This is a genomic window from Streptomyces sp. NPDC110618, from assembly GCF_055657065.1.
The window spans coordinates 65,659-89,730 of record NZ_JBVKBN010000011.1 but is presented as its reverse complement, the minus strand read 5'-3'; the positions used below and the strand labels follow the sequence as shown (position 1 = coordinate 89,730).

At 70.9% G+C, this 24,072-nt stretch carries 18 protein-coding genes; 6 read left to right on the top strand and 12 right to left on the bottom strand.

The window, feature by feature from the left end; all coding sequences use genetic code 11:
- Window positions 1-243: 243 nt before the first annotated feature.
- The 4 genes from ACZ7L7_RS20115 to ACZ7L7_RS20100 all read left to right on the top strand — a co-directional run bounded on the left by ACZ7L7_RS20115 (window position 244) and on the right by ACZ7L7_RS20100 (window position 5,116).
- Window positions 244-3,459 (top strand): sensor histidine kinase, encoded by a 3,216-nt coding sequence (locus ACZ7L7_RS20115; protein WP_285513622.1) that lies wholly within the window; start codon window positions 244-246, stop codon window positions 3,457-3,459.
- Window positions 3,460-3,469: 10 nt separating this feature from the next.
- A complete protein-coding gene (locus ACZ7L7_RS20110; RefSeq protein ID WP_004983065.1) occupies window positions 3,470-3,883 on the top strand; it encodes a roadblock/LC7 domain-containing protein in 414 nt (137 codons plus the stop codon).
- A gap of 95 nt (window positions 3,884-3,978) precedes the next feature.
- Complete coding sequence (locus ACZ7L7_RS20105) at window positions 3,979-4,554, top strand: DUF742 domain-containing protein (RefSeq protein ID WP_093723022.1); 576 nt, start codon at window positions 3,979-3,981, stop codon at window positions 4,552-4,554.
- Window positions 4,535-5,116 (top strand): GTP-binding protein, encoded by a 582-nt coding sequence (locus ACZ7L7_RS20100; RefSeq protein WP_003997631.1) that lies wholly within the window; start codon window positions 4,535-4,537, stop codon window positions 5,114-5,116. The genes ACZ7L7_RS20105 and ACZ7L7_RS20100 overlap by 20 nt, the downstream gene beginning before the upstream one ends.
- 146 nt (window positions 5,117-5,262) lie before the next feature.
- Here ACZ7L7_RS20100 and ACZ7L7_RS20095 read toward each other — a convergent pair whose 3' ends face one another.
- From ACZ7L7_RS20095 to ACZ7L7_RS20085, 3 genes are all read right to left on the bottom strand, one after another.
- A complete protein-coding gene (locus tag ACZ7L7_RS20095) occupies window positions 5,263-5,448 on the bottom strand; it encodes an acyl-CoA carboxylase subunit epsilon (protein ID WP_261719522.1) in 186 nt (61 codons plus the stop codon).
- Between the two features lie 46 nt (window positions 5,449-5,494).
- Window positions 5,495-7,078: an acyl-CoA carboxylase subunit beta gene (locus ACZ7L7_RS20090; RefSeq protein WP_093723020.1), complete on the bottom strand. Its 1,584-nt coding sequence runs from the start codon at window positions 7,076-7,078 to the stop codon at window positions 5,495-5,497.
- 154 nt (window positions 7,079-7,232) lie between these two features.
- On the bottom strand, window positions 7,233-9,527 hold the full coding sequence (locus ACZ7L7_RS20085; RefSeq protein WP_472076711.1) for a polysaccharide lyase 8 family protein: 2,295 nt from the start codon (window positions 9,525-9,527) through the stop codon (window positions 7,233-7,235).
- Window positions 9,528-9,670: 143 nt separating this feature from the next.
- Here ACZ7L7_RS20085 and ACZ7L7_RS20080 point away from each other — a divergent pair, with 143 nt between their 5' ends.
- On the top strand, window positions 9,671-10,276 hold the full coding sequence (locus tag ACZ7L7_RS20080; RefSeq protein ID WP_285513619.1) for a YceI family protein: 606 nt from the start codon (window positions 9,671-9,673) through the stop codon (window positions 10,274-10,276).
- A 26-nt stretch (window positions 10,277-10,302) separates the two neighbouring features.
- Here ACZ7L7_RS20080 and ACZ7L7_RS20075 read toward each other — a convergent pair whose 3' ends face one another.
- On the bottom strand, window positions 10,303-10,896 hold the full coding sequence (locus ACZ7L7_RS20075) for a YdeI/OmpD-associated family protein (protein ID WP_472076709.1): 594 nt from the start codon (window positions 10,894-10,896) through the stop codon (window positions 10,303-10,305).
- Between the two features lie 187 nt (window positions 10,897-11,083).
- On the opposite strand from ACZ7L7_RS20075, the gene ACZ7L7_RS20070 reads away from it, so the two are divergent.
- Window positions 11,084-11,863, top strand: a complete 780-nt coding sequence (locus tag ACZ7L7_RS20070; RefSeq protein ID WP_285513617.1) for a serine protease — start codon at window positions 11,084-11,086, stop codon at window positions 11,861-11,863.
- A gap of 117 nt (window positions 11,864-11,980) precedes the next feature.
- Here the strand turns inward: ACZ7L7_RS20070 and ACZ7L7_RS20065 are convergent, their stop codons facing one another.
- From ACZ7L7_RS20065 to ureA, 8 genes are all read right to left on the bottom strand, one after another.
- On the bottom strand, window positions 11,981-13,333 hold the full coding sequence (locus ACZ7L7_RS20065; protein WP_285513616.1) for a hypothetical protein: 1,353 nt from the start codon (window positions 13,331-13,333) through the stop codon (window positions 11,981-11,983).
- 83 nt (window positions 13,334-13,416) lie between these two features.
- On the bottom strand, window positions 13,417-16,422 hold the full coding sequence (locus tag ACZ7L7_RS20060; RefSeq protein WP_472076707.1) for a glycoside hydrolase family 3 protein: 3,006 nt from the start codon (window positions 16,420-16,422) through the stop codon (window positions 13,417-13,419).
- A 172-nt stretch (window positions 16,423-16,594) separates the two neighbouring features.
- On the bottom strand, window positions 16,595-18,199 hold the full coding sequence (gene cimA, locus ACZ7L7_RS20055) for a citramalate synthase (protein WP_285513614.1): 1,605 nt from the start codon (window positions 18,197-18,199) through the stop codon (window positions 16,595-16,597).
- Window positions 18,200-18,508: 309 nt separating this feature from the next.
- On the bottom strand, window positions 18,509-19,750 hold the full coding sequence (locus ACZ7L7_RS20050; protein ID WP_472076705.1) for a TolB family protein: 1,242 nt from the start codon (window positions 19,748-19,750) through the stop codon (window positions 18,509-18,511).
- Between the two features lie 137 nt (window positions 19,751-19,887).
- Window positions 19,888-20,487 carry a TetR/AcrR family transcriptional regulator gene (locus tag ACZ7L7_RS20045; protein WP_471592972.1) on the bottom strand — a complete coding sequence of 200 codons (600 nt, stop codon included), beginning with the start codon at window positions 20,485-20,487 and terminating at the stop codon, window positions 19,888-19,890.
- 10 nt (window positions 20,488-20,497) lie between these two features.
- Window positions 20,498-21,514: an agmatine deiminase family protein gene (locus ACZ7L7_RS20040; protein ID WP_472076703.1), complete on the bottom strand. Its 1,017-nt coding sequence runs from the start codon at window positions 21,512-21,514 to the stop codon at window positions 20,498-20,500.
- Between the two features lie 58 nt (window positions 21,515-21,572).
- On the bottom strand, window positions 21,573-23,282 hold the full coding sequence (locus ACZ7L7_RS20035; protein WP_453608918.1) for an urease subunit alpha: 1,710 nt from the start codon (window positions 23,280-23,282) through the stop codon (window positions 21,573-21,575).
- The gene (gene ureA, locus ACZ7L7_RS20030; RefSeq protein WP_453608921.1) at window positions 23,279-23,977 is read right to left on the bottom strand and encodes an urease subunit gamma; all 699 of its coding nucleotides are present in this window, start codon (window positions 23,975-23,977) and stop codon (window positions 23,279-23,281) included. The genes ACZ7L7_RS20035 and ureA overlap by 4 nt, the downstream gene beginning before the upstream one ends.
- Between the last annotated feature and the right edge of the window lie 95 nt (window positions 23,978-24,072).

Genomic DNA, 24,072 nt, shown 5'->3' with positions numbered 1-24,072 from the left:
AACCGGTCTCGCTGTGCGCACGAAGGCCCCGCCTTTTGGCGGGGCTCGTTCTTTATGACCGTTTTATCTGGGGCTTACATCACGTGGAAAGATCGCATTCCCATGTTTGGAACTGCGCAGGTCCACGTGCTGGAATGCCTGAACTGCCCAATAGTCAAAGACGTACTCACAAGTCGATGACGTACTGGGCCTGAGACACTGCGGCACAACGTAGGTGCCGACCGCCGGAAGGTTGTTGGTCGAGTGAGGCGAAGCAAGAACGGTCCCGAGCCGTCGGCGCGGGGCAACTTCACCCCGCCGCCGCGCGGAGCGGCGCCCGCCCCTGTGCCCGGACCCGAGCCGACGGCCGCGCCCGCTCCGAGCGGCGGCCGTCTCTCCCCGCGCAACTGGCGGGTGCCGACCCGGCTGAACGCGATCCTGCTCATACCCGTGCTGGTCGGCCTGGTCATGGGCGGCTTCCAGGTGAAGAGCTCGATCGACACCTGGCAGGAGGCCGAGGACGCCGCGGACACCGCGCGCCTGGTCCGGGCCGCCCTGAACTACGCGGACGCCCTGTACAACGAGCGCGACATCACCGCCGCGCCGCTGCTGAAGGGCAACTCCCAGACCGACAAGGACAAGGCCACCGTCGAGGCCGCCCGCAAGGCGACCGACGAGGCCGGGGACACCTTCGACGAGGTCGCCCAGAACGCGCCGAGCAAGCCGGGCCTGGAGCGCCGCCTGGCTCTGTTCCGCGAGGTGGAGCCGGACCTGGCGAAGCTGCGCGAGGACGCGTACACGACCAAGCTGCCCGGCGTGGACACCGAGGAGGGCTACGTCGAGGTCGCCCACCCGCTGACCGAGTTCGCCAACGAGCTCGGCCTCGGCACCGGCAACGTCACCTCCTACGGCCGTACGGTCTACGCGATCGAGCTGACGAAGGCGGCCCTGTCGCTGGAGCGCTCGATCGGTATGCACATGCTGGTCAAGCCCGGCCCCGGCACCGGCAGCTTCACCAGCCAGAAGGTCGCCCTGTCCTCGTACGCCTACCTGGAGGGCATCGCCCTGCAGGAGTACATCGGCGGTGGCACCGAGGCCGACGAGCAGAAGCTGCTGACCGCCCAGGCGAACCTCAAGACCAAGGGCGCGGCCATGGCCAAGGAGGCCAAGGCCAAGAACCCGGACTACGTGCCGCCGCCGGAGGACCCGGTCGACATGGTGCGGGGCGTCGCGGGCATGGAGTCCACGGACCCGATCGTGCGCCAGGGGCTCGCCACGAAGGGCATCACCGCCGAGAACTGGTGGGCGGTGAACACGCTCAAGTACGACGCCTACCGCCAGATCGAGTCGGACATGGCCGACACCGCGGTGAACGAGGCCGAGGCGATCGCCGAGGACGCCAAGCAGGACACCTTCATCGTGGGTGCCGCCGTCGTCGTCGCCCTGCTCGCCGCGTTCATCCTGGCCGGCATGGTGGCCCGCCAGATGTCCCGCTCGATGCGCCAGCTGCGCAACGCCGCCTTCGGCATCGCCGAGCAGCGGCTGCCGATGCTGGTCGACCAGCTCTCCCGTACCGACCCCGGCCGGGTCGACACCCGGGTGGCCCCGATCCCGATCACCTCCACGGACGAGATCGGCGAGGTCGCCCGCGCCTTCGACCAGGTCCACCGCGAGGCCGTCCGGCTCGCCGCCGAGCAGGCCCTGCTGCGGGGCAACATCAACGCGATCTTCACCAACCTCTCGCGCCGCAACCAGTCGCTGATCGAGGGCCAGCTGACCCTGATCACCGACCTGGAGAACAACGAGGCCGATCCGGACCAGCTGGAGAACCTCTTCAAGCTGGACCATCTGGCGACCCGTATGCGCCGCAACGGCGAGAACCTCCTGGTCCTCGCGGGCGAGGAGCCCGGCCGCCGCTGGGACCAGCCGGTCCCGCTGATCGACGTGCTGCGCGCCGCCTCCTCCGAGGTGGAGCAGTACGAGCGCATCGAGCTGTCCGGCGTCCCGGAGGCCGAGATCCACGGCCGCGCCGTGACCGACCTCGTGCACCTGCTGGCCGAGCTGCTGGAGAACGCCACCACGTTCTCCTCCCCGCAGACCAAGGTCCGGGTCACCGCGACCCGTCTCCCCGACGGCCGCGTGATGATCGAGATCCACGACAAGGGCATCGGCCTGACCGCCGAGGACTTCGCGGACATCAACCACAAGCTGGCCAACCCGCCGACCGTGGACGCCGCGATCTCGCAGCGCATGGGTCTGTTCGTGGTCGGCCGGCTGTCCGACCGGCACGGCATCCGGGTCCAGTTGCGCCCCTCGGGCGAGCAGGCCGGTACCACCTCGCTGGTCATGCTGCCCGACGCCATCACCCACGGCGGTGGCGGCGAGGCGGCGCCGATGCAGGACGAGTTCACCGTCTCGCAGATCATCCCGGAGCAGAACTTCCAGGGTGAGAACTTCAACGGCCAGCCGATGCGCACGGCCGCCGAACTCGGCTTCGACGACAGCCGCTACTCCGATGTGCCGGACGACATCCGCGAGCTGGACCCGGTGGGCCGCTCCCTGATGCGCGAGGAGCGCAGGGCGGCCCTGGAGGCCCAGCAGCACGGGCAGCCCGCCCTGGAGTCCTCCGAGGAGGGCGCGTACAACGAGTACGGCGCGCAGCAGGGCTACGACAACGCCGCGTCGAACGGCCACGGCGGCTACCCCGAGCAGCAGCAGGCGTACGACCCGCAGACGGCGTACGAGGAGCCTCAGCAGCCTGCGTACGAGGAGCAGTACTACGCGCCGAACGGCGGCCTGCCACAGGACGACACCTTCTCGTCGAACGGCGGCTACCCCGAGCCGGCCTATCCGGAGTCGGCTCAGGAGGCCCCCGCGGCCGGACACACGTCCGCCCAGGAGTCCTACTCGGCCTTCGAGGAGAGCCGTCAGCAGGACGACTGGCCGCAGCAGGACGACTACCGCGGTGGCTACTCCGACCAGTACTCTCCGGAACCGGAACCTGTGCAGGCCGCTGACACAAATGAGCGGGACCGCGTAGGCTTCGACCGTCCGGGACCGGCCCCCTCCGCCGCCCACGAGCTGACCGACGCCGGGCTCCCCCGCCGCGGATCCACCGCGAGCGGCGCGAACGGCGCACGGCCCGTACGGCAGGAGACGCCGGCCCCCGCGGAGAACTCCACCGACTCCGGCTGGCGTTCGGCGAACGACGATCGCTGGCAGCAGGCGGCGCAGCTCCGCAAGCCCAAGGCAGGCGGTGTGACCTCCTCCGGTCTACCTCGGCGGGTACCCAAGGCCAATCTGGTCGAGGGAGCCGCCGCAGCCACCCCTCAGGGCGGCCCACAGGTCTCCCGCGCTCCCGAGGACGTCCGGGGCAGGCTGAGCAACCTGCGCCGGGGAGTCCAGCGGGGTCGCAGTGCGGGAAGTGAAACGAACGGCCAGGGCTTCGGTCCTGACAGCACCTACAACCAGGAGCGTTAGTGTGAGCCCGATGAGCCAGGCGGCACAGAACCTGAACTGGTTGATCACCAACTTCGTGGACAACACCCCCGGGGTGTCTCACACGGTGGTGGTCTCCGCCGACGGACTCCTTCTGGCGATGTCCGAAGGCTTCCCGCGCGACCGCGCCGATCAGCTTGCGGCCGTCGCCTCCGGTCTGACCTCGTTGACCGCCGGTGCCTCGCGCATCTTCGAGGGCGGCAGCGTGAACCAGACGGTTGTGGAGATGGAGCGGGGATTCCTGTTCATCATGTCCATCTCCGACGGTTCCTCGCTCGCGGTTCTCGCCCACCCCGAGGCGGACATCGGCCTCATTGGGTACGAGATGGCCCTTCTGGTCGACCGCGCGGGCACGGTCCTTACCCCGGATCTGCGTGCGGAGCTCCAAGGGAGCCTTCTCAACTAACAGAGAGACGGTGCGTTTTGGCGTCCCGTGGCCGTAAGGTTTCGGGACGCGGCTCCACATGATGGGTGCCAGGCACAGTCGGAGGAGGAGAGAAAGTGGCAACACCCCCAGACGGTTCACATCCGGGCAATTGGTCGTACGGCCCTGCCCAGGGTCAGCACGACGGTTCCCAGAACCGGTACAACTTCCCCTCCGCACCGGGTCATCGGCAGCCGTACGCCCCCCAGGGTCCGCAGGGTCCCGGTCCGTACGATCAGCCGCAGTCCCCGCGTATCCAGCCGGTGCAGCCGCAGCGACGTGCCCCCGAGCCGTCGCCCGCCGGGGCGTCGAACAACCCTCTGGTGCGCCCGTACGCGATGACGGGCGGTCGCACCAGGCCGCGGTACCAGCTCGCCATCGAGGCGCTGGTGCACACCACCGCGCAGCCGCACCAGATGCAGGGCCAGCTGCCCGAGCATCAGCGGATCTGCAACCTCTGCCGGGAGATCAAGTCGGTGGCCGAGATCTCGGCCCTGCTGACCATCCCTCTCGGCGTGGCCAGGATCCTCGTCGCCGACTTGGCGGAGGCGGGCCTGGTCGCCATCCATCAGCCCGGCGGCGACGAGAACGCCGGCGGCCAGCCAGACGTGACACTGCTCGAAAGGGTGCTCAGTGGACTTCGCAAGCTCTAGCGGCGGTCCTTCCCGCTCCACCACCTCCGCGAAGATCGTGGTGGCGGGCGGCTTCGGCGTGGGCAAGACCACGTTCGTCGGCGCCGTCTCGGAGATCAACCCGCTGCGCACAGAGGCCGTCATGACGTCTGCTTCGGCGGGTATCGACGACCTCACCCATACCGGGGACAAGACGACCACCACGGTCGCCATGGACTTCGGCCGTATCACCCTGGACCAGGACCTGATCCTCTACCTGTTCGGTACGCCCGGACAGGACCGCTTCTGGTTCATGTGGGACGACCTCGTGCGCGGTGCGATCGGGGCGGTCGTTCTCGTCGACACCCGGCGGCTCGCCGACTGCTTCCCGGCTGTCGACTACTTCGAGAACAGCGGTCTGCCCTTCGTGATCGCCCTCAACGGCTTCGACGGCAACCAGCCGTACAGCCCGGACGAGGTGCGCGAGGCGCTGCAGATCGGTCCCGACACCCCGATCATCACCACGGACGCCCGGCACCGGGCGGACGCGAAGTCGACCCTCATCACGCTGGTCGAGCACGCGCTGATGGCGCGGCTGCGGTAAGCGGTTCGCACGCCAACTGAGCTGCCCCGGACGGATGTTCACCGTCCGGGGCAGTTCTGTTGTGCCCGGGAACGGCTTCTGCGGCCCGCTGGGCGCGCGAAAGGGCCCCTCCCGAACAAGAGGGGCCCTCAGGTTTCGTACGGCGCTCAGCGCCAGCTGTGCGGCGCTCGGAAGCCGGACTCGCGCTCCAGGCGGCGCCAGCCGGCCCTGGCCCGGCCGTGGTGGGCGGCGGGCTCGGGGCGGGCCGCCGCGCGGGCCAGCAGGATGGCGGTGATCGCGGCGACTTCCTCGGGCTCGGCGTGGCCCTTTTCGACGCGGATGTCAGCGTTCATGGGTGTCAGTCTCCGTGAGAGAGGTTTCCGCAGGGGAACCGGTGGGTTACTGCGGGGGGTTGCCGTGCTTGCGGGACGGCAGGTCGGCGTGCTTCGACTGGAGCATCGCCAGCGAGCGGATCAGCACCTCGCGGGTCTCCGCGGGGTCGATCACGTCGTCCACCAGACCGCGCTCGGCGGCGTAGTAGGGGTGCATGAGCTCGGACTTGTACTCCTTGACCATGCGGGCCCGCATGGCCTCGGGGTCCTCGGCGTCCGCGATCTGCCGCCGGAAGATGACGTTGGCGGCACCCTCGGCGCCCATAACGGCGATCTCGTTGGTGGGCCAGGCGTAGGTGAGGTCGGCGCCGATGGACTGGCTGTCCATGACGATGTACGCGCCTCCGTACGCCTTGCGCAGGATCAGCGAGATCCGGGGCACGGTCGCGTTGCAGTAGGCGTACAGCAGCTTCGCGCCGTGGCGGATGATTCCACCGTGCTCCTGGTCTACACCAGGCAGGAAGCCGGGTACGTCCAAAAGGGTGACGATCGGGATGTTGAAGGCGTCGCACATCTGGACGAAGCGGGCCGCCTTCTCGGAGGCCTCGATGTCCAGGACGCCCGCCAGGGACTGCGGCTGGTTGGCCACGATGCCGACGACCTGGCCGTCGAGCCGGGCCAGCGCGCAGATGATGTTGCGCGCCCAGCGCTCGTGGACCTCCAGGTAGTCGCCGTCGTCGACGATCTCCTCGATGACCTTGGCCATGTCGTAGGGGCGGTTGCCGTCCGCCGGGACCAGGTCCAGGAGTACGTCGCCGCGGCGGTCCGGGGCGTCGGTGGACTCGACCCGCGGCGGGTTCTCGCGGTTGTTCTGCGGCAGCATCGACAGGAGGTAGCGCACCTCGGCGATGCAGGTCTCCTCGTCGTCGTAGGCGAAGTGGCAGACACCGGAGGTCTCCGCGTGGACGTCCGCGCCGCCCAGGCCGTTCTGCGTGATCTCCTCACCCGTCACGGCCTTGACCACGTCCGGGCCGGTGATGAACATCTGCGAGGTCTCACGGACCATGAACACGAAGTCCGTCAGCGCCGGGCTGTAGGCCGCGCCGCCGGCGCACGGGCCGAGCATCACCGAGATCTGCGGGATGACTCCCGAGGCCTTGGTGTTGCGTTGGAAGATGCCGCCGTACCCGGCGAGCGCCGAGACACCCTCCTGGATACGGGCGCCCGCGCCGTCGTTCAGGGAGACCAGCGGGGCACCGGCCGCGATGGCCATGTCCATGATCTTGTGGATCTTGGTGGCGTGGGCCTCGCCCAGGGCGCCGCCGAAGATCCGGAAGTCGTGTGCGTAGACGAAGACCGTGCGGCCCTCGACCGTGCCCCAGCCGGTGATGACACCGTCGGTGTACGGCTTCTTCGCCTCCAGGCCGAAGCCCTGGGCGCGGTGCCGGCGGAGCTGTTCGACCTCTCGGAAGGAACCCGGGTCGAGCAGCAGCTCGATCCGCTCCCGGGCGGTCAGCTTGCCCTTGGCGTGCTGCGCCGCGGTCGCCTTCTCGCTGGGACCGGCCAGTGCCTGGGCACGGATCTCGTGCAGCTCGGCGACCCGGCCGCGCGCGTCCGTGGGCTCACCCGTGGTCTCTTCCAAAACGGTCATGTAGCGACCTTACGAAGCCCGCGAAGGAAAGCGGGCCGTCGACTCCGTACAGTCTCCGGCCCGTTTTCCTGGTACCACTGAACAGAACCATCGCCCTATGCAGCCGTTCCGACTGCTCAGGGGGCGTGCCCGTTGTGGGGGTCGTACAAAGCCGTCAGTGGAGAGTCACCTCACAGCGATGGCTCGCACATGCCCTCCCCGGAGTGACACGGACGCGCAGTCGGCGGCCTGTGGAGATCACCTCGACGGTGTCGTCGGCGCGGATCACGGAGCGCACCGGCCGGTCCCAGGTGATCTCCAGTGGGGCTCCGGTCCGGGGCGGCTCGCTCACCGAGAGGGTAGCGGTACGGCCTTCGCGGCGGACCAGGGCACTGGCGGGCGCGGAGGCGGTGAGCGGGCCGGCGGTGCCGGGGCACCAGAAGTTCGCCGCGGTCAGGCCCAGGGCGGGGAGGTGGACGGCCTGGCATGCGGTGTCGTTGGCGAGGACCGACAGCCAGTGCCGGTCGGCGGCGCGGGCGGCGGTGGCGCGGCGGGAGGCGCCGGGGAGCAGGACGTACCGGTAGGCCGCGTCCTCGGGGTCGGTGCCGTGGTCCAGCCAGAGGGTCTGCCAGCGCCGGGTGCGCCGCTCGGTGGCGCCGCCGGTGTTGATGTCGGACCAGGCGCCGGCGCGGTCCTCGCGCAGGGCGCGCAGGCCGCCGCCCGGGACCAGCCAGCCGCCGTGTCCCTCCAGGTGGGCCCAGCCGCGGCCCTGGACGAAGGTCTGCTCGCCGCCCTCCCCCAGGTTCCGGTTGTCGACGACCGTCTCGACGGGGACGCCGTCGGCGCAGGTGATCCCGCCGCCGAGGCAGATGACGGCGTCGTCGACGCAGAACCACGACTTGTGGGCGACCAGGGTGGAGCCGAGCCCCTTCAGGTGCTGGCCGATCGCCGCGTACGCGCCGTCGGTGACCCCGCCGACCCAGCGCGCGTCGGGCTTGGGCTCGCCCCACTCGCCGCCGGCGCGGTCGGGCAGCGGGCGGGTGGAGACCGTGGTGCCCGGGAGCCGGTACCAGTCGACGGTCGGCCAGAACCAGTCGGTGTACTGGCCGCCCTGGCCCGGCACCCACCAGGACAGCATTCCGGCGCCGGTGTGCCAGCCGCGCGGGTTCTCGCCGTTGCCGCACTCGTAGTGGGCGATGCGGTCGCTGGCCATGGCGATATTGGCGACGAAGCCGGGGCGGCGGTGGACGGCGCGGTCCATGGCGGCGAAGAGGTGGTGGCCCACGGGTTCGGGGGTGGCGGGCACCTCCGACTCGGCGACGGCGTGCAGCCGGGCGAGGTCGGCGACCGGGTACTGCGGTGCCATCAGGACCGGGGAGACGGTGTCCCGCTCGATCCAGCCCTTGATCATGCCGTACCAGCGATCCCGCTCGGGCGCGCTCGCCCCGCCCGCGAGCAGCGCGATCGCGGCGATGACGCCCTGGCCGTGGAAGTGGTCGCCGCGCAGGATGCTCCGATCGCCCTTGAGCAGACCCCGGCTGATGGCTCTCCCGTTGACGCTGTCCATGATCAGCCCGTCGTGGATCAGCGGGGCGAAGGCGTGCTCCACGCTGTCCAGGACGATCTGCCGGTTCGGGTCGGTGACCTCCCACGGCGACCCGGCGAGCAGGGCGAAGAGCCGCCCGAGCCCGTCGAGCAGGACCTGGCCGTAGGTACCCGAGTAGGCGACCCAGGTGTGCTGGACGAAGGAGCCGTCGGAGTAGAGCCCGTCCCCTTGCGTCACGTACGGGAAGACCGGGGAGAGCGCGTCCCGGGCGAGGGCGATCTTGGCCGGTTCCCGGCCGAGGATGCCGCGCAGGGCGACCGAGCGGCACAGGTCGACGCGGTTGGCGCCGGTGGAGGTGCCGGAGTAGTCGGCCAGCACCGAGTCCGGCACGAAGTGGTCGACGGCGGCGCAGGCCGCCGCCCGGCGGTCCCCGGTGAGGTGGTCGTACAGGGCGAGGGCGATGTCCATCAGCAGGCGCGGGCTGCCGATCTGCCACTCCCACCAGTTGCCGTAGCGCGTGGTGGTGGGGTTGTAGACGGTGGCGGACAGGTGGTCGAGCCCTCGGACGACGTCGTCCCGCAGTCCCTCGTCCCCGGTCGATCCGGTGCCGGGCTGGAGGTAGGCCTGGGTCATGGTCCACAGGCGGCTGTAGCTGCGGGTGATGCCGGAGGGCGGGTCGTAGGGGTAGCCGGGCCACAGCGAGGTCGGGGTGGGCGCCATCGAGGCGCGGTACCCCCGGGCGAGCACGCCGGTCTCGGCGAGCCGGGAGGCGTACGGCTCGGCGGCGGGGTCGTAGCCGGTCCCCAGGGCGAGGTCGAGCCAGCGGCGCCGGAGGACGTCGTACGGGTCCTCCGCGCGGCCCGCGCCGACAGCGGTGAGACCGAGGGCGACGGCGAGGAGCAGTGCACGGCGATTCATGCGCATGCCTGGTGATGCCCTCGGGCGTGTGGCGGCGAACACTCCACCAAGGTTGTTGAAATCTGAACGGAATAGGTCTACCGTCGTGGGCGTTGGTTAGTTCAACGTTCAACATCAGTGAGCGAGACCCGTCCCCCAAGGAGAACGTGATGAGCATCTTCGGCCGCAAGACCACCGCTGAGACCGAGACCCCCGCCGCCGTCAGCGCCGACCTGGCCGCGCTGACCGGTGAGTACACCATCGACACCGCCCACTCCACGCTCGGATTCACGGCGCGCCACGCGATGGTCACCAACGTCAAGGGCAAGTTCCTGGACTTCTCCGGCTCGCTCAGCCTGGACGGCTCGGACCCCTCGAAGTCCAGCGCCTCCATCGACGTGAAGATGGACAGCATCGACACCGGGTCCGCGGACCGTGACGGCCACCTGAAGAGCGCCGACTTCTTCCGGACGGACGAGTTCCCGGTGATGACCTTCCGCTCCACCAAGGCGGAGGCCCTCGGCGGCGACGACTACCGGATCACCGGTGACCTGACGATCCTCGGCACCACCAAGCCGATCACCATCGACCTGGAGTTCAACGGCGCCGCGAAGGACCCGTTCGGCAACGAGCGCGTCGGCTTCGAGGGCAAGGCGGAGCTCCTGCGCTCGGAGTTCGGCCTGACCTGGAACGCGGCCCTGGAGACGGGTGGCGTCCTGATCTCGGACAAGATCAAGCTGAACTTCGACATCTCGGCCATCCGCAACGCCGCGTAACGCGGCCCCCTGAGCGCGCCCGCCCTTCACTCCCCCGTACGTGAGGGCGGGCGCTCGGCTGTCCGCATCCCTTCCAGCCGAGCGACGGCCGCGTCGAGCCGGGCGGCACACGCCTTCGCGGTACGGGCCTGGAGCAGCCCGAGGACGAGCTGGTACCGCTCGGTCCTCCCGAGCGACTCGAAGGCCGCCGCCGCCCGGGGGTTCCGCTCCAGCGCCGCCGTCAGTTCCGCCGGGACGGCGGCGTTGCGCTGCGACTCGTAGGCCGCCTCCCACCGGCCGTCGGCCTTGGCCGCCTCGATCTCCGCGAGCCCGGCGGGGCGCATCCGCCCCTGGCCGGCCAGTTCCGCCACCCGCCGCACATTGACCATCGACCACAGGCTGCCGGGGCGGCGCGGGGTGATCCGCTGCAGGAAGTACGACTCGTCCAGCGCCCGGCGCCGGCCGGTGATCCAGCCGTGGCACAGCGCCACGTCGTTGACGTCGAGCGAGTCGACGGACGTGATGCCCGAGCCCTTCCTGGCGACCTTCACCCAGATCCCGGGATGCGGGGCCGGGTGTGCGGCGAGCCAGGTGTCGAGGGCGCCGACGGAGGCGAAGAAGAGCGGTTCGTCGGGGGTCATGAGCCGACCGTACGGGCCAATTAGGTCGGTTTCCGCCCTCTTCGCCGACCGTCGGTCTGGCCGGAATTGCCTCCTTGCCGCCCGCTCACAGCGTTTCCATAATCCGAGCACAGGATTGACGTGCCCGCGACAAGCAAGCCGGGCACGCCGGTACGCCTCCATCAACCCCCCACGGAAGGCAACCCCGTTGAAGTCTCTCCTCAAGGCGCTCAAGAGATGCGCCGTGGCCGGTGCGGCCGCGCTCGCCGTTGTCAGTCTCCAGCCCGTGTCCGCCGCGCAGGCGGCCCCGGCGCCCGTCGTCGGCGGCACCCGGGCCGCGCAGGGTGAGTTCCCGTTCATGGTCCGGCTCTCCATGGGCTGCGGCGGGGCGCTCTACACCCAGCAGATCGTGCTCACCGCCGCGCACTGCGTGGGCCGTACCGGCCCCAACACCAGCATCACCGCCACCGCCGGCGTCGTGGATCTCCAGTCCAGCAGCCGGATCACCGTCCGCTCGACCTACGTCTACCGCGCCCCCGGCTACAACGGCGACGGCAAGGACTGGGCGCTGATCAAGCTCGCCCAGCCGGTCAACCTGCCCACGCTGAAGATCGCCACGACCACGGAGTACAACAACGGCACCTTCACCGTGGCCGGTTGGGGAGCCAACCGCGAGGGCGGCGCCCAGCAGCGGTACCTGCTGAAGGCGAACGTGCCCTTCGTCAGCGACGCCCAGTGCCGCTCGTACAGCGGCTACGGCGGTCTCATCCCCAACGAGGAGATCTGCGCCGGTTACACCGCGGGCGGGGTCGACACCTGCCAGGGCGACTCCGGTGGCCCGATGTTCCGCCGGGACTCCGCCAACCAGTGGATCCAGGTCGGCATCGTCAGCTGGGGCATCGGCTGCGCCCGGGCCAACGCCCCCGGTGTCTACGCCGAGGTGTCCACCTTCGCCGCCCAGATAGCCTCCGCGGCGGCCGGTCTCTGAGCACGCCCACGCACCTGACGGGCCCGGCGCCGCGCGCGCCGGGCCCGTACCCGATCCCCGCCCGGCTCCCGGCGCGAAGGACCCGCCCCGGAACCCTCCGCCTCAGACCTCTCCGCCTCAGAACCCTCCGCCGAAGTCCCCGCCCCCGAAGCCCCCTCCGTCGAAGCCGCCGCCGAAGCCGCCGCTGAAGTCGTCGGAGGAGAAGTCGGCGCCCGAGATGTCGCCGCCCTCGTAGCCGCCGAAGTCGCCGTAACCCGCGCCGAAGTCGGCCGCATAGGCAGGGGAGGCCATCATGCTGCCGAGCATCGTGCCGACGAGCAGGCCGGGCAGGATGCCCCCGCCGAAGTAGCCGCCCGCCCAGGGGCCGTAGGCCGGTCCGGCCTCCCAGTAGGGGCGGCGGGCGCCGGTGTCGGTGGTGACCTCGCGGATCATCGGGTCCAGGCCGTCGTCGAGGCGGGCCTTGTCGGCCGCGCACACCGGGACCTCACGGGTGGCGCCGCCCACCGGGGTCCACTCCGCGTCCACGGTCGACGGGCCGTGTCGCGGGTCGAAGAAGCAGGGCGGCCGGCGCTCGGGCAGCGGACGGTGCTCGCGGCGCGCGGCGAGCACGGCGAGGGAGTGGCGGCCGTCGTCCAGGGCCTGGGTGACGGCCTTGACGTCCTCGGGTTTCGCCGCCGCGTCCATCAGGCGCTTGGCCTGTTCGTAGGAGTCCAGGGCGTGTTCGTAGGCGGTGCGCATCGCGTCGTCGGCGCCCGCTTCGCCGGGGTGGAAGTCCAGGCGTTCCAGTTCCTCGCCGAACGCGGTGATGTCCTCGTCGACCACCACGCGCAGCTTCTCCAGCGCCGCGCGCTGTTCCCGCTCGTGCTGAAGCCGCCGGCGCCGTACCAGGGCGTAGGCGCCCGCGCCGCCCGCCGCGACCACCACGCCGGTGGTGACCAGCCCGGCGACCGGGACTCCGCCGTCGGTGGTGGTGCCGCCCCAGGAGGCGGGCGCGGAGCCGCCCGCGTTCAGCAGGGCCGCGTCGACGAAGTCGTTGAGCTGGGCCTTGACGTCGTCGGTGCCCTCGACGGAGGCGACCAGGTTCTCCACGCCCTGGTTGCTCATGACGGAGGAGTCGGCGCGGGCGCCGAAGCGGTCACCGCTGCGCACCGCGTACAGGCCGGTGATGCCGGTCTCGGTGCGGAGCTTGAGGAACAGGTCGTCCTCGGGCTGGTCGGCCGGGAGGACGGCGACGAAGACCGGCTTGTCGGCGTCCGTGATCTTGTCGGCGAGCGCCTCGGCGTCCGAGGCCGAGAGCTGGTCGGAGGCGGCGGGGTCCACGTAGACGGGGCTCTCGCGCAGCGCCTCGGCCACCGTCGACAGGTCGGCTGCAGCGGTGGCGCCGGGCACACCGGCGGTCAGCGCCGCCAGCGTGGCGACGACCGGGACGAGGGCCCAGCGCACAAGGCCCCGGAGCATCGGAGTCCTCATACTTCGACGCTACCCGACGAAACGGGCAAACGTGCCGGGCCCGGCGGGGGCAATCCCGCCGGGCCCGGCAGTCGTACGGCCGCTCAGTCCGCCCGGTAGGCGGTGGTCAGCCGGTCCACGGCCGCGCCGTACCTGCCCTGGGTGAGCAGCCGGTCCGCCTCGGCGAAGGGCTTGGCCAGGGCCGCGGTGACCGGCTTCTGCTGGACGATCAGCCGCGCCTTCTTCACCAGCGCGCGCCCCGCCTCGTCGGCCCCGGCCCGCTCGGCGACCGCGGCGGCGATGCCGAGCGCCTTGAGGGTGGCCGCACCGCCGTGCGGCACCTGGGTCAGCGTGGTCAGGCCCCAGCCGTAGGGGAACTGGGGGTCGTACGAGGCGTCCCCGACGTTGATCGGGAGCTGGGCCTCGGACTTCGGCCAGGTGACGGGGAGCTGCCCGGTGAAGGGCCGCTTGCCGTAGAGCACATCGGCGACGCCGTCGCCCTCGGTGCCGGGCAGCCAGGAGGCGACCAGCGCGTCGATGTCTGCGAGCCGGTCCCCGATCAGCTGCGGGCGCCCGGACACGATCAGCACCGCGCACTTCATCGCCGCGCACACCTTGTCCACGGCTGCCTGATCGGCGGCGGACAGCTCCAGGTCGTGCCCGTTGCCGACATCGCCGACGCCCTCGGCGTACGGGGTCTCACCGACGACGACCACGCCGACATCGTGCCCTGCGGTCGGCGCGGAGGCGTCCTTGGAGTACGTCAGCCGCGAGGTGTTCTTCCTCATGGCCTCCAGGACGGTCGTACCGGGGGTGATGTCGCCGGAGGAGCCCTGCCAGGTGACGGTCCAGCCGCCGGACTGGTTGCCGATGTCGTCGGCGTTGGACCCGGCGACGTACACCTTCTGCGACTTCTTCAGCGGCAGCAGGTTCCCGGAGTTCTTCAGCAGCACCTGCGACTCGGCCACCGCCTCGCGCGCCACCGCCCGGTGCTGCGCGGAACCGATCTTCCGCGCGCCGCTGGTGTCGGCGTACGGCTGCTCGAAGAGCCCCAGCTTGAACTTCTGCGTGAGGATGCGGGACACGGCGTCGTCGATCCGCTTCTGGCTGATCCGCCCGGCGCTCGCCTCGGCGACCAGGGCGGAGTGGAACTCCTTGTAGGAGTAGGGCGCCATCACCATGTCGACCCCGGCGTTGACCGAGGTGCGCACGTCGCTGGCGTAGTCGCCGGGGATCTGGTCGATGCCGTTCCAGTCGCTGATGACGAAGCCGTCGAAGTCCATCCGGCCCTTGAGCACGCCGTTGATCATGTCGCCGCGCGCGTGCATCTTCACCGGGCCCTGACCGTCCCCGATCAGGTCGAGGGAGGAGTACGAGGGCATGACGCTGCCGACCCCGCGGTCGACGGCCTCCTGGTACGGGGACAGGTGCACCGCCGCCAGCTGCTTGCGGGTGACCTTGGTGATGCCCTGGTCGATGGTGTAGCTGCCGGTGGTGGAGGAACCGAACTCGGTGCCGCCGTCACCGACGAAGTGCTTGGCGGTGGCCAGAACCTTGTCGTCGCGGTCCAGGTCCTGTCCGTCGCGGCGGCCCTGGAGGCCCTGGATCACCGTCTCCATGGACTCGACCAGGGCCGGGTCCTCGCCGAAGGCCTCGTAGGAGCGGCCCCAGCGTTCGTCGCGGGTGACGCAGAGGCAGGGTGCGAAGTCCCAGGGGACGCCGGTGGCGCGGACCTCGGCAGCGGTGACCTCGGCGGTGCGCCGGGCGAGCCGGGGGTCGCGGGTGGCGCCGATGCCGATGTTGTGCGGCATGACCGTGGCACCGACCAGGTTGTTGTGGCCGTGCACCGCGTCCACGCCGTAGATCAGCGGGATCTGGAAGCGGGTCGCCTGGGCCCTGAGCTGGTAGGAGTCGATCATCTTCGCCCAGGCCCCGGCGGTGTTGGGCGTCGGGGTGGAGCCGCCGCCGGAGAGCAGCGAGCCGAGGTCGTAGGCGGCGATGTCGCCGGGCTTGCCCATCGCGCCGCGCTCGGCCTGGGTCATCTGCCCGGCCTTCTCCTCCAGCGACATCCGCCCGAGGAGGTCGGCGACCCGCTTGTGCACGGGCAGCTTGCTGTTCAGATACGGCAGCCCGTGGGCGTTCACGACGATCCGCGGGTGCTCGGCGGGGGCCTTGGCGCCGGTGACGGTCAGCTTCAGCGGGACCGTCTCGGCGGGTTCGGCGCTCTTGTCCTTCAGCGTGCGGACCTGGATGGCGCGGGTGGTGCCGGAGGCGGTGCCTGCGGGGAAGGTGAACTCGCCCTTCACGGGTACGTAGTCGCCGCCCGAGGCGGTGCCGCCGGAGGTCTCGTAGGCGACGGTGACGGGCTCCTCGACGGGGGCGGCGCCGGTGGTGGAGAGGGTGACGCGCACGGTGGCCGTGCCGCCCTCCTTCACCGGGTGGACCGCGGCGTCGGTGGTGACGGAGGCGCGCAGCGCCGGATCGGCGCGGCCGTACAACTCCACGTTGTCCATGGCGAATTGGCCGGGCCTGCCGGCCGGGAGGGTGAGGGCGTAGCCCCACATCTCGGTGAGCCCGAGGACCTGGTCGATGCCGCCGACGGGCTGGTAGTCCGTGCGGTACACGAACTCCGTGAAGGGCAGCTCGATCTGCTTCCAGCCGGTGAAGTCGTCGGTGAAGGCGGCCTGCCACAGCTCGGACGCCTCGCCGTTGGCGCCGCCGTCCTTGAGCTCGAAGAGGAACTTCTCGCCGCTGTTCCTCCCGTCCCACCAGAAGCGGATGCCTTTGCTCGCCGACCAGTTGTGGGGCTGCTCGTCGAAGGCGTAGCCGTGGCTGAAGCCGCCGTAGCCGCTGATGTCGTAGGTACCGGAGAGGACCTTCTCGCCCTCGGGTGCGTCGTCGCGCGCGCCGAGTTCGAGGGTGGGCGGGTCGTCGGTGTCGCCGCCCCAGGTGAAGATGCCGTGGGCGGGCGGCTTGGCGAAGGGGACTTCGCCTTCGAAGCGGTCTATGGGGACGGGTGCGGGGTCGGGATCGTCGGCCGCGCGGGCCGTGGTGAGCGGCACCAGGGCGGCGAGCAGAGCGCTGGAGACGAGCAGGGCGGTTCTTCGCATGGACCTTCCCTCGGCTCTCTAGTTCACTCAGGACTTAGATCACGGCGTGAGTTAACTAACGCCACGTAGCCCCGTCAAGACGCCACGTCAGACATTTCGGGAAGGCAGGCAAACGGCGCCCGTGTGCGGACACGTGACCGCCCGGGCGCCGTCGGTTCTCGGTGCGGCCGGACTACTCCGCCGGGGAGACCCCCGCCCGCAGCAGGCCGTAGGTGTAGGCGTCCTCCAGGGCCTGCCAGGACGCGGCGATGACGTTCTCGGCCACGCCCACCGTGGACCACTCGCCGGTGCCGTCCGTGGTGGAGATCAGGACGCGGGTGGTGGACTGGGTGCCGTGCACGCCCTCCAGGATGCGGACCTTGTAGTCGACCAGGTCGAGCTTGGCGAGCTGGGGGTAGATCTTCTCCAGGGCGACCCGGAGCGCGCGGTCCAGGGCGTTGACCGGGCCGTTGCCCTCCGCGGTGGCGACGATGCGCTCGCCCTTGGCGAAGAGCTTGACCGTGGCCTCGTTGGCGTGGCTGCCGTCGGGGCGGTCCTCGACGATGGCGCGCCAGGACTCGACGGAGAAGTACTTCAGCGGCTTGCCCTCGACCTCGGCGCGCAGCAGCAGCTCGAAGCTCGCGTCGGCCGCCTCGTAGGTGTAGCCCTTCAGCTCGCGTTCCTTGACCCGCTCGACCACCCGGCCGACCAGTTCCCGGTCGCCGCCGAGGTCGATGCCGAGTTCCTTGCCCTTGAGCTCGACCGAGGCGCGGCCCGCCATGTCGGAGACCAGCATCCGCATGGTGTTGCCGACCTGCTCGGGGTCGATGTGCTGGTACAGGTCCGGGTCGACCTTGATCGCGGAGGCGTGCAGGCCGGCCTTGTGCGCGAAGGCGGAGACGCCGACGTAGGGCTGGTGGGTGGAGGGGGTGAGGTTGACGACCTCGGCGATGGCGTGGGAGATGCGGGTCATCTCGCGCAGGTGGCCCTCGGGCAGCACCTTCTTGCCGTACTTCAGCTCCAGGGCCGCCACCACCGGGAACAGGTTGGCGTTGCCGACGCGCTCGCCGTAGCCGTTGGCCGTGCACTGGACGTGGGTGGCGCCCGCGTCCACCGCGGCGAGGGTGTTGGCGACCGCGCAGCCGGTGTCGTCCTGGGCGTGGATGCCGAGCCGGGCGCCGGTGTCGGCCAGGACCGTCGAGACGACCGCCTGGACCTGCGCCGGGAGCATGCCGCCGTTGGTGTCGCAGAGGATCACCACGTCGGCGCCCGCCTCCGACGCGGTCCGGACGACCGCCTTGGCGTACTCGGGGTTGGCGCGGTAGCCGTCGAAGAAGTGCTCGCAGTCGACGAAGACCCTGCGGCCCTGCTCCCTGAGGAAGGACACCGTGTCCCGGACCATCTCCAGGTTCTCGTCCAGGGTCGTGCGCAGCGCCAGCTCCACGTGCCGGTCGTGCGACTTGGCGACCAGGGTGACCACCGGGGCGCCGGAGTCCACCAGGGCCTTCACCTGCGGGTCGTCCGCCGCCTTGGCGCCCGCGCGCCGGGTGGCCCCGAAGGCGACCAGCTGGGCGTGCTTGAAGTCGATCTCCTGCTGGGCGCGGGCGAAGAACTCGGTGTCCCGCGGGTTGGCGCCGGGCCAGCCGCCCTCGATGAATCCCACGCCGAAGTCGTCCAGGTGCCGTGCGATGGCCAGCTTGTCCGCGACCGTGAGGTTGATGCCCTCGCGCTGGGCGCCGTCGCGCAGGGTGGTGTCGAAGACGTGGAACGAGTCGTCCAGCTCGCTGGTTTCCGTCATGGTGTGAAGGCTCCTGATGTATGGATCTCGGTCTGTACCGGAATGACCGGCTCCACCGTCCTCCAATGATCCCTCGCGCTGCTCTCCCGGCTGAAGGTGGGCCAGAAATGCGAAAAACCTCTCGCGGGTGCGAGAGGTCTGCGCGCGGGTCGAGGACGACGATGGCCGCCCGTACCTGGTCGTACAAGGCGGTCACTGCGGACCGGCGCGCCTGCTGCCAATAATCATGGCGAACGAGAGCACGGGGGCAGTCTGGCACAGTCCGCCCCGCGTGCTCAGCGCTGTCTCAGTATGCGAACCTCGTCCTGGTCACCTCAGCCGGTACAGGAAGCCGTCGCCGGCCCCGTTGGTGTCGCCGGGGACGAGGTCGGGCGCGGTCGAAAGGACCGAGAGCAGGCTGCCGCCCCTCGCGAACGCACTGGGCGCCGCGAACCCCTCGGTCTGGGGTCCGCCCGCAAGGGTGCGGGTGACGAGCTTCGTCCGTCCCGTCCGCAGGTCCTGGACGTGGACATTCTCCGCGACGACCTCATCGCCCGCCTTGGTCTCGACGCTGTACGCGATCTGCCGGCCGTCGGGGCTGAGCAGGCCCGCGCCGAGCCCGCCCTGGCCCTCGTTAGTGATCCACCGCGTCCTGCCGGTACGGCTGTCGTAGAGGTAGGTCTCCCAGGTGTAGTCCGGCGCCTCGGGGACCACCTCCTCGGCGAAGGACGAGTACGCGACGTACCGGCCGTCCGCGGAGAGGGTCGTGTAGCCCGGGCCGCCGTTGGTGGGCTCGCCCCCGACCTGGTTCACCAGCTTCTGCTCACCGGTGCGCAGGTCGACGTGCCACAGCTCGTGCCGCCCGCCGCGCGGATGCCGCTGCACATAGGCCATATGGCTGCCGTCGGCGCTCAGGGTGACGTACGGGACGTACCAGTCCCCCGGGATGCGATCGCTGACGCGCCTGACGGTGCCGGTGCGGCGGTCGACGACATAGGCCAGCGTCTGGTTGTTCGGCGCCCCCTCCATCCGCTGCGCGGCGAACGCGACGAAGCGGCCGTCCCCGGACATGTCAAAGGCGTCGAACGTCAGGGCGGTTCCGCCACCGACCCCCACGCTGACCCGTTCCGTGCGGCCGGTGCGCCGGTCGTGTACATAGACGTCCGACACACTGCCGCTGGGCGGTTCGGGCCAGTCGACGAGGTTCGTCGCGTCCGACATGAAGGCGACATAGCGGCCGTCGGCGCTGATCCGCACCGCGTGCGAGCCGCTCCAGCCACCCTCCGCCTGCGTCCCGTCCGACGCGACATTGACCCGCTCGACGGCCCCGGTGCGCAGATCGCGCACGAACACGTCGCTGCGCCCGTTGGTGTCACCGGGCACCACATCGGCGTCGCTCGTGGCGAACGCGGTGTAGCGTCCGTCGGCGCTGAGCCGCGCCCCGCCGGACCCCTCCCCGATCTGCTCCCCCGTCGACCGCAGGGTGATCCGCTCGGGCCCCGGCTGCGGCGCCGCCCCCGCCAACGTTGTCGCCCCCGCCACCAGCGCGCCCGCGAGCACGGCGATGGACACTCCACGCATGGTTCTCAACACGTTTCCCCCGTGTGACTGCTTCTCCCCCGGCCCCGCGCCGAGGGGCTCCCATCGAGGCAAACGCACCGCACACAGGGGCGCCAATCCCCCGAATTGAGTACAACCCGGGCGCGGTCTCAGTCGTCCGCGAGGAGGGTCTGCTCGATGAACTCCCGTACGTGGCCGAGAATGTGCGCCCGGTCCGCGCCGCGCAGGCCGATCGCCACGTGGATGGAGAAGCCGTCGAGGAGGGCGCGCAGCCGGGCCGCGTACCGGTCCGCGTCGACCGGGCAAAACTCCCCGCGCGAGATGCCCTCGGCGAGCAGGGCGACGAGGTCGCGGTGCCAGGCGCCCTCGATGGCGGCCTGCCGGTCGCGGGCGGAGTCGTCGGCGTTCTGCGAGCGGTTCCAGACCTCCAGCCAGAGCGTCCAGTGCGGGTCGCGGTGGCCGTCGGGCACGTACAGGTCGACGTACGCTTCCAGCCGTTCCCGGGCGGGGGCGGTGCGGGTGAGCAGGCGGCCGCGTTCGGCGCCGAGCCGGCCCTCGCTCCACTCCAGGGTCTCCAGCAGCAGTTCGTCCTTGGAGCCGAAGTAGTAGAGCAGATGCCCGCTGCTCATTCCGACCTCGCGGCCGAGCGCCGCCATGGTGAGCTTCTCCAGACCGCGCTCGGCGATCATCTCCATGGCGGCGGCGAGTACGTCCTCCCGCGGCGGCGCGTTCTTGCGCGCACCGGCCATCCGACGGCTCCTAGATCCTCGGCTGCTGCTGGGTGATGCAGTGGATGCCTCCACCGCCCGCGAAGATGGTACGGGCGTCGACCAGGGTGACGGTCCGGTCGGGGAACAGCTCCCGGAAGATGCCGGCCGCCACCTCGTCGTGCGGGTCGTCGAAGGCGCACAGCACGACGCCTCCGTTGCACAGGTAGTGGTTGATGTAGGAGTAGTCCACCCAGTCGCCGTCCTCGTCCTTCAAGGCGGTGGGCGCGGGGACCTCGATGACCTCCAGCGCCCGGCCCTTGGCGTCGGTGGCGGCACTCAGCAGCTCCACGTACCGCTGACAGCGGGCGTAGTCCGGGTGGGCGGGGTCGCGCTGGCTGTGGACCAGGACGGTGCCGGGGCGGGCGAAGGCGGCGACGATGTCGACGTGACCCTGGGTGCCGTAGCGGCCGTAGTCGCCGGCCAGGCCGTAGGGGAGCCAGATCGCCTTGGTGGTGCCGAGCCTGGCGTGGATCTCCGCCTCGACCCGCTGCCTGCTCCAGCCGGGGTTGCGGCCGGCGCCGAGCTGGACGGTGTCGGTGAGCAGGACCGTGCCCTCGCCGTCGACGTGGATCGCGCCGCCCTCGTTGACCAGCGTCGAGGAGTGCACGGGTACGTGAGCCAGGTCCGCGACATGGCGGGCGATCTTGGCGTCGTGCTCCCAGTTGGCCCAGTCCTGGCCGCCCCAGCCGTTGAACACCCAGTCCACGGCGGCCAGTTCACGGCCGTTGCTGACAAAGGTCGGGCCGATGTCGCGCATCCAGGCGTCGTCCAGCTCGCGCTCCACCAACTCGATGTCCGGGCCGAGCAGTTCGCGCGCCGACTCGCCCTGGCCGGGTCCGTGCACCATGGTCACCGGCTCGAAGCGGCGCACCGCGCGGGCGACGGCCGCCCAGGCGGTACGGGCCTCGGCCAGCTCCTGGTCGGTGGTGAAGGTGGGGTTGGGGCCCGGCCAGGCCATCCAGGTGCGCTCGTGCGGGGCCCACTCGGGGGGCATGCGGTAGGTCATCGGCGAAAGTCCCGTGTGTCCGGAGGCAGTGGAGGAGGAAGTGTCTGAAGAGAGGTGCCTAGAGGAAGTACAGGCGGTTGAGGGAGACGGAGTCGGCGGGCTCGGAGCGCAGGGGCTCCCCGTCCAGCGTCACCAGACCCGTGTGCCGGTCCACGTCGACGGCTCCGGTACGGGAGTTCAGGCGCAGGTCGGCCGGTCCGATGCCGCGGGTGCCGCGCACGGCGACGCGGCGGCGCCGGGTGGGCATGGTGTCGTGGCCCTGGTCGAGGGCGGCCTGCGCGACGAAGGCGACGGAGAGGTCGGCGGGGGTGGCGCCGTACGCGCCGAACTGCGGTCCCAGGACGAGGGGTTCGCAGGTGTCGGTGGCCGCGTTGGGGTCCCCGGTCACGCCGTAGGCCGGGAAGCCGGCCTTGAGGACGAGCTGCGGTTTGGCGCCGAAGTACTCCGGGCGCCACAGCACGATGTCGGCGAGCTTGCCGACCTCCAGCGAGCCCACCTCGTGGGAGAGCCCGTGGGCGATGGCCGGGTTGATGGTCAGCTTGGCCATGTAGCGCAGGACGCGCTCGTTGTCGTGCTCGTCCGGGGCGCCGAACTCGGCCTTCATCTTCCCGGCCATGGCGAGGGTACGGCGGACGGTCTCGCCCGCGCGTCCCATGCCCTGGGCGTCGGAGGAGGTGATGCCGATGGCGCCCAGGTCGTGCAGGACGTCCTCGGCGCCCATGGTCCCGGCGCGGATGCGGTCGCGGGCCATGGCGGCGTCGCCGGGCAGGTCGGTCTTCAGGTCGTGGACGGAGACGATCATGCCGTAGTGCTCGGCGACCGCGTCCCGCCCGAAGGGCAGGGTGGGGTTGGTGGAGGAGCCGATGACGTTGGGGACGCCCGCCATCTTCAGCACGTTGGGTACGTGTCCGCCGCCGCAGCCCTCGATGTGGAAGGCGTGGATGGTGCGCCCCTCCAGCACGCGCAGGGTGTCCTCGACGGAGAGGCATTCGTTCAGTCCGTCGCTGTGCAGGGCGACTTGGACGTCGTGCTCCTCGGCCACCCTCAGCGCCGTGTCCAGCGCGCGGGTGTGGGCGCCCATGTCCTCGTGCACCTTGAAGCCGCAGGCGCCGCCCTCGGCCAGGGCCTCCACCAAGGGCGCCTCCTGGGAGGACGAACCCCGGCCTAGGAACCCGATGTTGACCGGCCAGGCGTCGAAGGCGTTGAAGGCGTGCCCCAGCGCCCAGGGCGAGTTGACGCCGACGCCCCACACCGGCCCGAACTCCTGGCCGATGACCGTGGTCACCCCGGAGGCCAGCGAGGCCTCCATGATGCGCGGCGACAGCAGGTGGACGTGGGTGTCCACGGCCCCGGCGGTGGCGATGAGCCCCTCGCCGGAGACGATCGAGGTGCCGGTGCCGACCACGACATCGACCCCGTCGAGGGTGTCCGGGTTCCCGGCCCGCCCGATGGCGCGGATCCGCCCCTCGCGGATGCCGATGGAGACCTTCCGGATGCCCAGCACGGCGTCGATCACGACGACGTTGCTGATGACGACGTCGCAGGTCTCGCGCACGGCCGCGGCCTTCAGATGCAGTCCGTCGCGGGCGGTCTTGCCGAACCCGGCGAGGAATTCGTCGCCGTGGCGCTGGGAGTCGGACTCGACGCGGACGACGAGCCCGGAGTCGCCGAGGCGGACGCGGTCCCCGGCGCGGGGGCCGTGGGTGGCGGCGTACTCGTGCGGGGTGAGGCGACGGGCCTCGGCCGCGTGCCCTCCGGGACGGCTCATCGGTCTGCCTCCTCGGTCCGTGTGCCCAGGTATCCGCAGGCGGCGGCCCTCCGCAGGGCCTCCTGCTTCGCCCCCGGCGCGTCCAGCGGCCCGTCCACGAGCCCCGCGAACCCGACGGCGATCCGCGCACCCCCGATCGGCACCAGGCCGACCTGAAGGCTCTCCCCCGGCCCGAACCGCACCGAGGAACCGGCGGGCACCGCCAGCCGCATGCCGTAGGCGCGCTCGCGGTCGAAGTCCAGGCGCGGGTTGGCCTCGAAGAAGTGGAAGTGGGAGGTGACGGAGACGGGCACGGTCGCGGTGTTGGTGACCGCCAGCCGCAGCGCCGCCTCGGGCTCGGCGGGCTCGGGGCCCGGCAGCAGCGCGCCCGGCGCCCGCTCGCCCAGTCCCCCGCCGCCGATCGGGTCGGAGACCACGGCGAGCCGCGAACCGTCGTCGAAGACGGCCTCGACATGCACCTCGGTGACCACGTCGGCGACGCCCGGCAGCACGTCGTCGGGGCCGAGGACCGCGCGGGCGCGCTCGATGGCCTCGGCGAGCCGCAGTCCGTCGCGGGCGGCCTCGCAGACGGTGTCCGCGATCAGCGCAGTGGCCTCCGGCACGTTCAGCCGGAGTCCGCGGGCGCGCCGGGCGCGGGCCAGCTCGGCGGCCCCGAAGAGCAGCAGCCGGTCGCGCTCGGTGGGCGTGAGCCGCATGTGATTCCCTCCTCGATCCCCGCCGTCGATCCACCTTTAGAACGCCACTCTAAATCAGAGCAGCCAACAAACAAACCCTTGACGCCCGCCCCACG

What these genes read in the sequence shown, in the direction of transcription:
- ACZ7L7_RS20090 (WP_093723020.1), bottom strand. Translation starts at nt 7,078, where the DNA reads ATGACCGTTTTGGAAGAGACCACGGGTGAGCCCACGGACGCGCGCGGC.
- cimA (WP_285513614.1), bottom strand. Translation starts at nt 18,199, where the DNA reads ATGACGGAAACCAGCGAGCTGGACGACTCGTTCCACGTCTTCGACACC.
- ACZ7L7_RS20110 (WP_004983065.1), top strand. Translation starts at nt 3,470, where the DNA reads ATGAGCCAGGCGGCACAGAACCTGAACTGGTTGATCACCAACTTCGTG.
- ACZ7L7_RS20035 (WP_453608918.1), bottom strand. Translation starts at nt 23,282, where the DNA reads ATGAGCCGTCCCGGAGGGCACGCGGCCGAGGCCCGTCGCCTCACCCCG.
- ureA (WP_453608921.1), bottom strand. Translation starts at nt 23,977, where the DNA reads ATGCGGCTCACGCCCACCGAGCGCGACCGGCTGCTGCTCTTCGGGGCC.
- ACZ7L7_RS20040 (WP_472076703.1), bottom strand. Translation starts at nt 21,514, where the DNA reads ATGACCTACCGCATGCCCCCCGAGTGGGCCCCGCACGAGCGCACCTGG.
- ACZ7L7_RS20065 (WP_285513616.1), bottom strand. Translation starts at nt 13,333, where the DNA reads ATGAGGACTCCGATGCTCCGGGGCCTTGTGCGCTGGGCCCTCGTCCCG.
- ACZ7L7_RS20085 (WP_472076711.1), bottom strand. Translation starts at nt 9,527, where the DNA reads ATGCGCATGAATCGCCGTGCACTGCTCCTCGCCGTCGCCCTCGGTCTC.
- ACZ7L7_RS20045 (WP_471592972.1), bottom strand. Translation starts at nt 20,487, where the DNA reads ATGGCCGGTGCGCGCAAGAACGCGCCGCCGCGGGAGGACGTACTCGCC.
- ACZ7L7_RS20080 (WP_285513619.1), top strand. Translation starts at nt 9,671, where the DNA reads ATGAGCATCTTCGGCCGCAAGACCACCGCTGAGACCGAGACCCCCGCC.
- ACZ7L7_RS20060 (WP_472076707.1), bottom strand. Translation starts at nt 16,422, where the DNA reads ATGCGAAGAACCGCCCTGCTCGTCTCCAGCGCTCTGCTCGCCGCCCTG.
- ACZ7L7_RS20095 (WP_261719522.1), bottom strand. Translation starts at nt 5,448, where the DNA reads ATGAACGCTGACATCCGCGTCGAAAAGGGCCACGCCGAGCCCGAGGAA.
- ACZ7L7_RS20075 (WP_472076709.1), bottom strand. Translation starts at nt 10,896, where the DNA reads ATGACCCCCGACGAACCGCTCTTCTTCGCCTCCGTCGGCGCCCTCGAC.